General features: G+C 41.8%; 11 protein-coding genes. 5 read left to right on the forward strand and 6 right to left on the reverse strand.

Annotated features, from left to right (window positions below; genetic code table 11):
* Positions 1–79: 79 nt before the first annotated feature.
* Positions 80–1,426 (reverse strand): sigma-54-dependent transcriptional regulator, encoded by a 1,347-nt coding sequence (locus DESYODRAFT_RS02715; RefSeq protein ID WP_007779096.1) that lies wholly within the window; start codon positions 1,424–1,426, stop codon positions 80–82.
* Between the two features lie 22 nt (positions 1,427–1,448).
* Entirely contained in the window at positions 1,449–2,996 is a 1,548-nt protein-coding gene (locus DESYODRAFT_RS02720) for an ATP-binding protein (protein WP_042338145.1), read from the reverse strand.
* 309 nt (positions 2,997–3,305) lie between these two features.
* Between DESYODRAFT_RS02720 and DESYODRAFT_RS02725 the strand changes: the two genes are divergently transcribed.
* Genes DESYODRAFT_RS02725 through DESYODRAFT_RS02735 form a run of 3 tightly spaced genes read left to right on the forward strand, consistent with a single transcriptional unit; the run spans position 3,306 to position 5,288 of the window.
* Positions 3,306–3,536, forward strand: coding sequence for a hypothetical protein (locus DESYODRAFT_RS02725; RefSeq protein WP_007779100.1), 231 nt, complete (start codon positions 3,306–3,308; stop codon positions 3,534–3,536).
* Positions 3,537–3,551: 15 nt separating this feature from the next.
* Positions 3,552–4,649: a sulfite exporter TauE/SafE family protein gene (locus tag DESYODRAFT_RS02730; protein ID WP_007779102.1), complete on the forward strand. Its 1,098-nt coding sequence runs from the start codon at positions 3,552–3,554 to the stop codon at positions 4,647–4,649.
* 42 nt (positions 4,650–4,691) lie between these two features.
* The gene (locus DESYODRAFT_RS02735) at positions 4,692–5,288 is read left to right on the forward strand and encodes a universal stress protein (protein ID WP_007779104.1); all 597 of its coding nucleotides are present in this window, start codon (positions 4,692–4,694) and stop codon (positions 5,286–5,288) included.
* A gap of 62 nt (positions 5,289–5,350) precedes the next feature.
* On the opposite strand, the gene DESYODRAFT_RS02740 is transcribed toward DESYODRAFT_RS02735, so the two are convergent.
* A complete protein-coding gene (locus DESYODRAFT_RS02740; protein WP_007779106.1) occupies positions 5,351–6,001 on the reverse strand; it encodes a DUF3786 domain-containing protein in 651 nt (216 codons plus the stop codon).
* A 575-nt stretch (positions 6,002–6,576) separates the two neighbouring features.
* Here DESYODRAFT_RS02740 and DESYODRAFT_RS02745 point away from each other — a divergent pair.
* Both DESYODRAFT_RS02745 and DESYODRAFT_RS02750 read left to right on the forward strand, forming a co-directional pair.
* Positions 6,577–6,867 carry a DUF2325 domain-containing protein gene (locus DESYODRAFT_RS02745; protein WP_007779110.1) on the forward strand — a complete coding sequence of 97 codons (291 nt, stop codon included), beginning with the start codon at positions 6,577–6,579 and terminating at the stop codon, positions 6,865–6,867.
* A 48-nt stretch (positions 6,868–6,915) separates the two neighbouring features.
* Entirely contained in the window at positions 6,916–7,575 is a 660-nt protein-coding gene (locus tag DESYODRAFT_RS02750; protein WP_007779114.1) for an HD-GYP domain-containing protein, read from the forward strand.
* Between the two features lie 38 nt (positions 7,576–7,613).
* On the opposite strand, the gene DESYODRAFT_RS02755 is transcribed toward DESYODRAFT_RS02750, so the two are convergent.
* From DESYODRAFT_RS02755 to DESYODRAFT_RS02765, 3 genes are all read right to left on the reverse strand, one after another.
* Complete coding sequence (locus DESYODRAFT_RS02755; RefSeq protein WP_007779115.1) at positions 7,614–8,810, reverse strand: anaerobic nitric oxide reductase flavorubredoxin; 1,197 nt, start codon at positions 8,808–8,810, stop codon at positions 7,614–7,616.
* A 513-nt stretch (positions 8,811–9,323) separates the two neighbouring features.
* Entirely contained in the window at positions 9,324–10,529 is a 1,206-nt protein-coding gene (locus tag DESYODRAFT_RS02760) for a GGDEF domain-containing protein (protein ID WP_007779119.1), read from the reverse strand.
* 295 nt (positions 10,530–10,824) lie between these two features.
* Positions 10,825–11,895, reverse strand: coding sequence for a cytochrome c3 family protein (locus DESYODRAFT_RS02765; RefSeq protein ID WP_007779122.1), 1,071 nt, complete (start codon positions 11,893–11,895; stop codon positions 10,825–10,827).
* Between the last annotated feature and the right edge of the window lie 255 nt (positions 11,896–12,150).

Raw genomic sequence — 12,150 nt, forward strand, 5'->3', positions numbered from 1 at the left:
TAGCCCGCTCTTGTTTAAGGATGGGCTAGTCTTTTTTATCTGCTTGCCCGTGAGCGCTTCTCCAGAAAGAACCGGTAAACTACAGCTTCAGGCCATGTTTATTTATGCGGTATAGAAGGGTTGGACGGGAAATCCCCAGATATTTCGCGGTCTTCGTCTGGTTATAGTTATGCTTTTCTAAGGCTTTAATGATAAGACGTTTTTCCAACTCCTCCAACGAGAAACCAGCCTCGGGGAGATTGATGATCAGATCTGAAGTCTGCTTTGTACTTTCCAATAACTCCTTGGGCAGGTGTACCGGCTGAATCTCATTGCTCTGGCAAACAATAAGAGGTCTTTCAATGGCGTTTTGCAGCTCTCTTATGTTGCCGGGCCAGTCATAACAAGTCAAAATCTTCATAGCTTCAGGGGAAATTTTCTTAGTGCGGGAAGGATCAAATTTTCCCAGGAAATGATTAACCAGCAGAGGAATATCGTCCTTTCGTAATCTGAGCGGGGGCATATTGATCTGCATAACATTTAAGCGATAATACAGGTCCTCCCGGAAGGTTCCCTTGGAGATGGCTGTAGAAAGCTCTGTATTAGTGGTGGCAATGACCCTGACATCTATCTGAATGGTTTCAGTGCCTCCAACTCTCTCAAAGCACCTTTCCTGCAAAACACGCAGTAATTTTACCTGCATATTAATTGGCATATCACCAATTTCGTCTAATAAAATAGTCCCTTTATCAGCTAACTCAAAGCGGCCCTTTTTCTTGTTGGTTGCACCGGTGAAGGCTCCCTTTTCGTGGCCGAACAGTTCACTTTCTAACAGTTGTTCAGGCAGTGCCGCACAGTTGACCGCTACAAAGGGCATGTGAGCACGGTTACTGGCCTTATGTATTTCTACAGCTGCGACTTCTTTACCAGTTCCGCTTTCCCCCGTGATCAAAACAGTGGCATTTGTTTTGGCAACCTGCTGAATTAGAAGGGCAACCTCTTTCATAGCCTCACTCTGACCAATCATTTTTCCATATTTTTTACCTAATTCCAGACGCAAATAATTAACTTCATTCTCTAAATTACCTAAATGAAGGGCCTGTTTTACTTGTACTTTTAATTCATCAAGTTTAAAGGGCTTGGTAATATAATCGCTTGCTCCGATTTTCATGGCTTCAATCGCAGTTTCAATGGTCCCGTGAGCGGTAATCATAATGACAGGGATTTTTGGATTAATACCTTTTAGCCTTTTTAACACCTCAATACCATCAATATCAGGCATCTTCAAATCCAATATCACGGTAGAAGGTTCAGTTTCAAGAGCCATTTCAATGCCCTGCAAACCTTTTGTTGCTGTTACTACCTGGTATCCTTCATTACTTAGAGCTCTTTCTAATGCCCAACACATTCTCTCTTCATCGTCAATGACCAGAATTCTAGGTATCAAGAAGATCACTCTCCTTCGAACATTATGGCGAGATAGGAAGCTTAATGATAAAGGTTGTGCCACTATTGGGGGCGCTGTCCACTTCGATCATGCCACCATGTAATTTAATACTTTGATAAGAGATTGATAGTCCAAGACCGGTTCCAGCGTCTTTAGTAGTGTAGAAAGGGTCAAATATTCTGTGTAGTTCCTCTTCTGATATTCCCTCCCCGGTATCAGTTAAACTAACAATCATTAAATCATCGGATTGACTTGTTTTAATATCTAAATTACCACCAAAGGGCATGGCTTCAGCAGCGTTTACAATAATATTTACAAATACCTGTTTTAGCTTTTCGGTATCGGCAAGGATCTTGGGAAGATTATCATCCAACTCCAATTGAACCTTTACTTTTTGCTTTCTCAACATCGCTGCTGAAAATGATAAAACTCCCATTATTAGGTCATTGATAGAACACTCTTTAATAGCCACTTTGGTGGGACGTCCGAAGTCAAGCAGTTCTTGAATCACCATATCCTGTCTGTCCACTTGCTCATCAATGGCTCGTGTGTATTCCTCAATGCCGCTCATTTGGGAATACTCCTGCTTCATAAGATCGACTAAGGTCTTAATAATCCCAATGGGATTACGTAATTCATGGGCTACTCCGGTAGCTAAACGCCCAAGTGCAATAAGGTGTTCAGATTGTCTCAGCTGATCTTCCAGCCGTTCCTTTTCGGACAGGCTTTCCGCCATCCGGTTAACCGCCTGGGCGACTTGACCCAGTTCACCCGACATTTCCGGCAAAAGGTGATGCATATCATACTCCATACGATGCAAGCCGCGCTTTAAGCGGTCTACTCCGGTTGTGATCGTACGAATGGTCCGCAGAGCAGCAAACATAACCAATGCCAGTACGCCTAAGGTGAAATAACGAAGCAATTTCCGGTAGAAACTGCTTTCATAAAAGAAGGGGTTGAGCCGCTCCCCCGCCCACATCACAGCAACAACCTTGCCTTTTAAAACCACAGGAGAAATGTATTCAACGACTTGGTCGTTTAAAGACCCGGAAATTCGAACGAGGGGCTCATTACCCATCTCAGCTGCCACAAGGCTTGATTTAGTATTGGCAAATATGTCCTTCTCCCTTTGAGTTTCTTCTGCCGGGGAGAGGTTCCGATAATTATGTAAGAATCCTAATACAGTAATCTTTTCTGCCTGGGGAACGTATAATCCGAAACGAATACCTGAATTTGACGGGATGTAAGGTTCCACAACCTTTGTAAATTCGTTGTGCAGAAGCGTCGATGAGGTATCTTCCGGCTCAATTCCCAAAGACTCCAGCTTTAGCGTCAGCTCTTGATTTGTACTATTAACCAGGGCTGCTAATCTCTGTTCTTTATCGAAGAAGATAACCTGATCTGTCTGCGAAGCGAAGAAAATATCGTACATCAAGGCCAACAAAGGCACAAGCATAATAATGGCGAAGATAGTAACTAACTGATTGGCAAGACTCTTTTCTTTGAAAGATAATAGCAATTTTTTATGGACCTTCAAATCATATCCGCCTCCTACTATCGGGGGATTCATGAATTTGAATCATATAATGCATTTGAGTGTAGCAAAAGATACATATCCGTTATTCTCAGGAAAACAAGTCAAAACCTAAAAGGGATAATAAAGTGCCTAAATTATAGGGATGTCAATTTCAGGGTTTAAGCAGTAGAAGTATAGCATATGCTACACTTCTTTTTTTAATGGTGACAATAAATGCAGAGAATACTGGGCTATTCGTATTGGCACGGCAATTGCTATATAGAGAATTATATCACAAATTTGATAAGGGGGGATATTTCTTTATAAATACCTTGGGCAATCAGAAATAAAGGAGAGATGGATATGAGTAAGGCATCTGAATCGAGCTCTTTAGAGACTATCATTTTCTTGGTTTTATCTGTTTGTGCTTACCTTTTGATTTTCATGAATATCGATCACCTGAATCATTTCTTTCTAAGTAAGTCAGTGATTCCCGCGCTTTGTCTATTGGGTACAGTCATTGGCATCGCTTTTCTCTATGGGACAGCGGTATCTCATGTTTTAAGCAAACTCGGCTTAGAAAGCACTCATTAGAAAGGGGGTTAAACAATGGCAGGCGAAGCAGTAAGTCTAGTCGGAGAAGTTATGAGATTTATTGATATTACACCAAAAACAGCATTTTCCATGGCAGGATTGGGATTTTTAGGTGGTATGTTAAGTGGTTTTATTGGGAGTGGGGGCGCCTTTGTTATGACTCCGGGTATGATGGCCCTGGGAGTGCCAGGCATTGCTGCAGTAAGCTCAAACCTTGCCCACAAATTTGGCAAGGCAATCGTTGGGGCAAGAAAACATTCCAAAATGGGAAATGTGGATGTTAAGCTGGGGATTTGCATGGTTATTTTCCTATTGCTAGGGGTTAATTTAGCAGTTTACCTCAATGAATTTATCTTTAACAGCATGGGTAAAGCAGGTTCAAACTTGTATATCAGTATGGTATTCGTTATTCTTTTATCCGCTCTTTCGGTATTTATTCTCAGGGATATTTTAAATCCTGACCATAAAAAGGGTGATAAACCTAAAGGATTAGCTGAAAAACTGAGTCAAATCAACATTCCCCCGATGATTTATTTTAAAGTTGCGGATGTTCGTGTATCCCTATGGTTCGTCGCCTTAATTGCCCTGGCAACGGGGTGGTTGGCGGGTACTGTTGGCGTTGGTGGGTTTATTGGAGTTCCGGCAATGATTTACGTCCTAGGTATTCCGACGATGGTGGCGGCAGGTACTGAGTTATTTTTGGCGATATTCTCCGGGGCCTCTGGTGCCTTTCAGTATGCGCTGAGCGGTTTTGTGGATATTCGTTTGGTTTTACTGCTTTATTTAGGTTCGCTGTTGGGCTTACACATCGGTGCAAATGCCACTAAAATGGTTTCTGAATTTCAAATAAAACTAGTAATGGCGGTAGTTATCGGTATGTCTGCTCTCAGCAGAGCCTTTGCAATTCCGAGCTATTTGGTGGATCTCAAAATAGCGAATTTTTCTCAAGGAGTTGCCACGGTTCTTGATTTTGCAGCTACGGTTACACTGTATGGTGGTGCTATTCTCGGAGTATTAATGATCATTCGCTATATTATCCGGTTTAAGAAGGATAAGAAGACAGATATTCAATGTTCGGCACAAAGTACCCTAAAACAAAGTTCAGCTAAGTAAGGCACTAAACTTATTTAATAAAATATGAGGTGATTATTTAGGATGAATGAGGATTTATATAAGGTGCTGTTGTATTTTGATGGCTCACGGTATTCATTGTCTGCGGCCGTGTATACGGCCAACCTGTTCAATAGGCTATCTAACATGAGTTTAACGATTTTGCATGTTCAAGAAACTATCAAAGGGGCCAGGCCAGAGGATTATAATTTGATGGAACTATGGTCGGCCGGCCCTAACTTGGAATGGAAAAATGCTTTATTAGAAAAGGAAGAATCGGATCAATTAGACTTGTGTTCTAAACTATTTACTAAACTTAACGAAGTTTTTTGGGGGAAGGGATTGAGCATTACTCAAGAGGTTATCTTCGCTAATCCAACGATCCCTGATACCGTTGAGGCCATCATCGAATACGCCACTAAAAAGAATTTTGAATTAATCATCATGGGTACGCGAGGACCAAGTAGTTTGAAAGGGCTAATGTATGGCAGTCTGGCTCATAGCGTTCTGAACAAGTCCCATATACCAGTGCTGTTAATCAAGAAACTGCCTCAAGAGTTTATCGATCATTTTTGCGCCGACCTCTCTGAGGAATCTAAACTTGTACGAAAAGATCATTTGTATTTGGCAAAAACTATGTAATCGAATACCGCAACAAACGTCTAGGGATTCCCTAGACGTTTGTCATACCGCTCACGGGCTATTTACAATACATAGTCCGTTTTAGCTTCTTTTAAGGCAAGCCTATATGAATTTACAACCTGGTTTTTGATAATGGTGCATAGCGCAGCACTGTCTTCGATATGCATTTGTTCTGATATTGTACTATCAAAGAGAATTTGACTGGCTGAAGGTATATCCTCTTCTCCTTCCCAGAAGTGCAGAAGAATCGGAATTCTGGGAGCAAAGAAACCTTTGGCGCTTAGATCAGCCTTGCCGTTTATCAATTCAAACCCCCCTTCTCTTAAACTGCGGCGCAATATAGCTTTGTCACAACCGGAGAAAAAATCCCCTAAGGCTTCGATTGCATACTTTTTAATATGTGGATAGAAGACATTTCCACTGGGTAAATCACGGTAGGATATCCATTGACCGGAAAGAGGGATCGTTTTAGCGTAGGATAAATAATTAAGCAGGAGTAATCGTTTGTCCAGTGAATGGGAGGTTTCTGAAATAATTTGCCCTTCCGGATAGGATATTAAGATCGTCTGACCGAAGCTCTCGATACTGAAGCATTCGTTTGAAAAATCACAAAGGGAACGTTCCATAATAGTCTGCGGCATCAATCTGCACAGATTTTCTCTGCTTTTCATAAATGCAGGAGCATACCCGCCTTCGAAATGATTATTGGTCATTGCCGGCCACCTCCATAATATACCTGTCATAATCTAAGTTATTCTTGTTTTTATCGGTGTACTCCTTCTAATTAGGAAGAATTTTTAGTTTTGTTTTGAGGCTTGAGGAGGCAAAGCGTGTTGATTTTAGACGAAAACTTATGGTTGACGGAAGGGGACATTGATGATATTATAACCCTAAAGAAGATTGATAATGATTATCAATACCAACATAAACCTTACGGATAGGAATAATACAAACCTAACATAATACTTTGAACCACAATACTTTGAAGCATAATACGTATCACTTTATGCTGAACTATTTTTTAGAGGTTATTTTCCGAAGATAGGGATTCTGAAGGAATTTTTTTTAAAATTAAAGATGAGAATGGTTATCAACAAAAAGGTGCATAAAGGGTGCTTAAACAGCGGCTGCGATGGAGAAGCCCATCATAGCTTTCGGAAATACATAATAAGAGCATCCTGGCCAGCGTCAAAGAAATTTGCAAGCAAAGCAAGTATTATTACTATTCAATAAACGATCAAAGTGAATGCAGGCAGGTAGTAAAAAAATCGTAGGAGGCGGTAAGATAATGAGTATCGTATTAGTTGGTGGTCACGACAGAATGCATAGCGAATACATGGGAATTTGCTCTAAGCGCGGACATAATGTAAAAGTCTATACCCAGATGCCTACTAAGTTTGATAAGGTAATCGGATCGCCTGATGGAATTGTTTTATTCACTTCGACGGTCTCCCATAAAATGATTCACACGGCAGTTAAAGAAGCGAAGAGGAAGAAAATACCGGTATTCAGAAGTCATAGCAGCAGTGGTGCTTCCTTGGATAGACTGCTGGACGAACTTGAAGATAAGATCGTGTAGAATCAAGGGGCATAAGCTGTTATCGACGATCAGGCGGAGGAAACATCAATGTTTCAATTCATACAACGATTTTTACGACAGCAACACTTCCACGATATCATTGAGTGTTTAGCAACTGCTCTGGAAGCGAAGGATTTGTATACAAGCGGTCATTCTTCCAGGGTCGGAGATATGTCCTATGACTTGGGACGTGCCATGGGGCTTAAAGGTTTGGAACTGGAAAACATTCATATAGCTGCACATCTTCATGATATTGGCAAGATGGGTATTTCAGAAACCATTTTAAACAAAAGAGATAGACTTCTGCCTCATGAATGGGCTCAAATCCAAACCCATCCGGAGATTGGCTATAAAATTCTAGCTAAATCAAAAGGGCTCAAAGAAATCGCTGAAATCGTGCTTCACCATCATGAAAGATGGGACGGAAAAGGATATCCTAGTGGCTTGCGAGAGAATGAAATACCACTGGGTTCAAGAATTATTGGGGTTGCCGATTCTATCGACGCAATCACTTCGGCCCGGCCGTATCGCAAGGCTTTATCCTGGGAGGAATGCTGGGACGAAATACTCCTGAACAAAGGTATACAATTCGACCCTTTGGCCGTGGAAGCCACTGAAAAACTGTTGAAAAAATGGCGGGCCGGATGGCTGGGATCTCAAAATAAGGGCGTCTATAGGGAACCAAGAATGAATGGGAGCGTTGTATAACGCTCCCATTCATTCTTGATAGTTACAGGGTAGACAACTTACTTAAGTGCTTCCCCGATACTCCGGCCAAGTTCCAGACAACTGGCTTCCGCATCACTATCCGGATTCCAAGTTACTCGCAAGCCTTCATTAATAAGTTCAAATCCGCCTTTGCTTAACTCAGACGATATAAGTTTAGTATTTTCACCGCTCCAGCCATAACTGCCGAAGGCGGCCGCTTTTTTATTTTTAAACCCTAAGCCTTTAATCATTTCCAGAATCCCGGCAACTGAGAAAAGGATACCTTTATTGATAGTAGGCGAACCTACCAGAATAGCTTTTGATTTAAAGACTTCGGAAATAATATCATTTTTATCCGTATGAGTGGAATTGCAATTAAACAGCTTGACGGTGACCGAGCTGTCACTTTGCTTGATCCCGGCAGCAATCTTTTCAGCCATTTGCTTGGTGCTGTTCCACATTGTATCGTAGATAATCGTAATTTGATTTTCCTGGTAATCCTTCGCCCAGTCCATATATTTATTAACAATTTGCAGGGGATTATTACGCCAGATAACACCATGACTCGGACAAATCAAATCGACGGGCAGGTTAAAGCTTAAGATCTCGTTGATTTTATTCTCCACCATTTTACTGAAGGGAGTCAGGATATTAGCATAGTATTTAAGGGCTTCCTGATATAACTCGGCTTGGTCAACTAAGTCATTAAACATATGCTCTGACGCTAAATGCTGACCAAATCCGTCATTGCTGAAAAGAATATTATCCCCGGTCATATAAGTAAACATCGTGTCAGGCCAATGAAGCATTCTGGCCTCCACAAAAATAAACTCCTTTGAGCCAAGGCTGAGTTTATCGCCTGTTTTAACGGGGATGAAATTCCAATCCTGGTGATACTGGCCTTTTAAGGATTTAATGGCATTAGCGGTACAGTAGATAGGAGTATCTGGAATTTCCCTCATCAACTCAGGTAAAGCCCCACTATGATCAGGTTCGCCATGATTGGCAATAATGTAATCAATCGAATTCAGATCAATTTCCTGCTTTAGTTTAGAGACGAATTCCTTGGCAAAAGGAGTCCAAACAGTATCGATAAGAGCTGTTTTTTCATCACGGACAAGGTATGAGTTATAGCTGGAACCCCGATGTGTGGAGTATTCGTCACCATGGAACTTTTGCAGTTCCCAGTCTATTTTGCCAACCCATTTTACACATTTGTTAATTTCAAAACTCATAATACAACCTCCTAAAGTTTATTTAAGCGCAGGACCCCGCTTTCCCAGTTGGGAGCAGGGTCTTGTTCATCTTTAAGTCCTAACGCGCCCTACCCTGAAAGAAGAACCTAAAGACATGCAGAAGAATCCCTTGGCCCGCAAGCAGGGCAGCTTCGTCCACAGAAGCGAACCCATTGCATGGAGAGGCGGTAAAAGCCCACAAGACGGTGCGGGGATACGGAGCCACGGGTTCACATCAGGTATTACCCTGAGGTTTGGCACGAAAGTGTCCGGTGGACAGTTTCGCCGAAGCGGCTATCTCCAAAGAATACTTATCCGCTGAAGGTAGTCCCGCACCGGCGAGTGGGCGAGCCTCGGAGTACTGAGTGAACGGATGTGCGAGAAGCTGACCGACCCGAGAGCACTCCCGTTTTCATCCTCTGCTGGTGCCGCGACAGCGGCCTGAGGGTCTATTTCGAAACCTAATCTTCAACGTCAGTTGAACAAGTTCACTTGGACTACCTTAGAGAACTGTTAACCGGATAAGTCAGCTAATTTATAACGGTTGCGCCCCCCCTGTTTTGCCTGATAAAGAGCATTATCCGCAGCTTCAATTAATGTCTCCGGTTGCTTTGCGGGATCAGCATACCCAATTGCCACTCCCAGACTAATCGTAACCTTTGGAGTAATCGAGGAAAGGAGATGAGGTATTTCAAGGCCTTCCACATTAACACGCAGAGTTTCAGCAATTTTCAAGGCACCTTCGACGTCCGTGTTGGAGAGGACGGCTATAAATTCTTCCCCGCCATAACGAGCCACAAAATCCCCTTGCCGTTTGAGAGAGCTCTTTAAAGAAGCCGCCACTTTCTTAAGGCATTCATCCCCTTGCAAGTGACCATAAGTATCATTATAGGCTTTAAAAAAATCAATATCGCATAATATGAGTGCGATAGGCTCGCGAGTATAGGTCGCCTGCAGCCATAGCTGTTCAAAAAACTGGTTAAAATGACGGCGGTTGGCGATACCTGTTAAACCATCGACTGAGGAAAGAAGACTTAGTTCCTGATTTGCTTTCTCTAATTGAGACCTTTCTCTGAATAAAGTGTTTGCTAATGGCCGGAAAATATACAAACCCAGAAACACAAGGGTGAGAAGAATGGTCAAGCCGCTGCTGATCTCAACCATCCGAAGATGCTGAACCTTGGCCTCACTTTCCCGCTGATACATGGATACAATTTGATCGAGAGATTCCAAGAGGTTTTCACTGTTATGAAGCAGATAAGCAAGGTGGGGATTATCAGAATTAAGTAAGTGTTCAGGTTCATCAGCTAAAGCCAGAGCCTCAGATAGATATTGATTTATTTGTGAGTTCATATTTATAGGCGGGCTGAAATACACTTCCTGCATCTGAGGAGATAAGTTGTGGGATGCGGTCAGATTAGGATTACCTTTGACTAATGCCAGGTGATTTGTCTTTACCTGATCGATAATACTCCGCAGTTGCTTTCGAGTTCGATCACGCTCGGTTGAATCTGCAATGTAAACCAGCTCAACACTCAGAAGAGCTGCTTTCTGAGACAACCAGCGCTGACTGCCGCTTAAATTCACGAGCAGCGCACTATCCCTTTGTGTCAAGATACTTAAATACATGGTTATGAACGTTGCAAGGGTCAATAAGGCAATCAAACTTAAAGCGGTAACATAGGCGCGTGTTAATTTAGATAGGGAACGGATCGTCATAGGTATTATTCCCCCTGGCCAGGTTCCTCTCCTTAAAATAATCAATTTCTACGTTCCTGAACAATAATCCTGCATTACGAGAGAAATATTTTAAAGAAATTACAAAGTGGAAAGCAGTCTAAGAAAAGTTTGCCCTGTTGGTCTTAGATTAATTAAATCTCTGTAATATTACTGATAAGCAACTTTGAAACCAAAGCGTTTCATCAATTGAAAATTAATGGTTTATACTATAAAAGTAGGGTAGTTGGTGCATTGTCAATGCATCAACTACCCTTGCCTTATTTGAAAGGTGAGACTACTTAGCCAGTGCAGGCAGCTGTTTCTTAATCAGTTCGATTAATGTAGGATTTTTTATCTCAATCGGCTTTGTTGCCGGATCATCCTGAAGATCTTCATATTTCATTGCCCCGAAACTATGATCTCTTGTGAAGTGTCCGCGTTCATCCGTTGGGTTTTTCCACATTAGTTTATCCAGATCGAAGGTTTTTCCAGCGTGACATTTAGCGCAGTTATCGGTTGGTTTGTCCGATGGAAGGAGAGAACCATTAGCATTCGCTTTATGAGTGGTATGGCAAGTCTGGCATTGATTCAGTTGTAAACTCTGAGCATGTTTGCTTGCAAAGTAATTGCGGGTACCATAGTGGGTATTAGCGATAAAGTTGCCTTGGGCATCTTTGGATGGATTGCTTTCATGACAGGTATTGCATGATTTTCTTGCCATATCAGGACTCATTGTTCCCTTCTTATCGGTAGCACTTACGTGATTTTCACCAGGGCCGTGACAGGACTCGCAAGATATGCCATAGCTGGGAGATCCGGTTTCGACACCAGGAGAATGGCATTTTCCGCAGGTATAACTTTCAGCAGTCCAATCATTTTTGCCATCCTTATCGACATCGGCTTGCTTTGGGGATTCGACCGTCCATTTATCATTTGTTTTCGTAAGAGATCCCACACGATAATATTGCTCTTTAAATCCGGCTTCTTTAGGTATTTCAGCAACAATATAATGGTCCATCATGACTCCGTAAACTTTTGCTTTAGATAAGTCAAGAGTTGTGGAGGTTGGTTTGTCTTTATTAGCTGAATCAAAGATGGTAATTGGCTCTAAAGGTTTATCCAGAGGAAAATCAGCAAGAGGCTTAAAGGCTACGTGATGTTTCGTATGAGTGACACTTTCATAGGTCTCGCTGTGACAGGCTTTACATGAATCCTCCCCTACATAAGATACCTTTGGTGTTTCAGTTAGTTGAGGCCCAGTCGGCTGAGGAGTTGGGGTTTCATCTGCCTTGTTACATCCCATAGCCAATGCCGTCAAGAATGTAAGGGAGATAATTGAGGCTAAGAAAGGCTTTTTCCAGTTCATTGAGTCGTTCCTCCTTTAATCTATCCATTAGGTGATATGATATTGTGTTGACCAAAGCTTTAAACATTTGCTTTCATTGTGCTCTTAGTTTGCTTAGAAATTAAACGGTTAATGCTTATATATAAACAGAATTTGCATGAAATTTATGGAAAATAGTTTGTGTCAGGTTGTGTTATAATTAGTCTAAAAAGCATGGTTGAAAGAATGGATGAAATCATAAATATTTATTTTTTTCAATAAATATTGTCTAAATAG

The sequence above is a fragment of the Desulfosporosinus youngiae DSM 17734 genome, assembly GCF_000244895.1.
GTDB classification, from domain to species: domain Bacteria; phylum Bacillota; class Desulfitobacteriia; order Desulfitobacteriales; family Desulfitobacteriaceae; genus Desulfosporosinus; species Desulfosporosinus youngiae.

What these genes read in the sequence shown, in the direction of transcription:
- DESYODRAFT_RS02720 (WP_042338145.1), bottom strand. Translation starts at nt 2,996, where the DNA reads ATGAATCCCCCGATAGTAGGAGGCGGATATGATTTGAAGGTCCATAAA.
- DESYODRAFT_RS02725 (WP_007779100.1), top strand. Translation starts at nt 3,306, where the DNA reads ATGAGTAAGGCATCTGAATCGAGCTCTTTAGAGACTATCATTTTCTTG.
- DESYODRAFT_RS02730 (WP_007779102.1), top strand. Translation starts at nt 3,552, where the DNA reads ATGGCAGGCGAAGCAGTAAGTCTAGTCGGAGAAGTTATGAGATTTATT.
- DESYODRAFT_RS02735 (WP_007779104.1), top strand. Translation starts at nt 4,692, where the DNA reads ATGAATGAGGATTTATATAAGGTGCTGTTGTATTTTGATGGCTCACGG.
- DESYODRAFT_RS02740 (WP_007779106.1), bottom strand. Translation starts at nt 6,001, where the DNA reads ATGACCAATAATCATTTCGAAGGCGGGTATGCTCCTGCATTTATGAAA.
- DESYODRAFT_RS02745 (WP_007779110.1), top strand. Translation starts at nt 6,577, where the DNA reads ATGAGTATCGTATTAGTTGGTGGTCACGACAGAATGCATAGCGAATAC.
- DESYODRAFT_RS02750 (WP_007779114.1), top strand. Translation starts at nt 6,916, where the DNA reads ATGTTTCAATTCATACAACGATTTTTACGACAGCAACACTTCCACGAT.
- DESYODRAFT_RS02755 (WP_007779115.1), bottom strand. Translation starts at nt 8,810, where the DNA reads ATGAGTTTTGAAATTAACAAATGTGTAAAATGGGTTGGCAAAATAGAC.
- DESYODRAFT_RS02760 (WP_007779119.1), bottom strand. Translation starts at nt 10,529, where the DNA reads ATGACGATCCGTTCCCTATCTAAATTAACACGCGCCTATGTTACCGCT.
- DESYODRAFT_RS02765 (WP_007779122.1), bottom strand. Translation starts at nt 11,895, where the DNA reads ATGAACTGGAAAAAGCCTTTCTTAGCCTCAATTATCTCCCTTACATTC.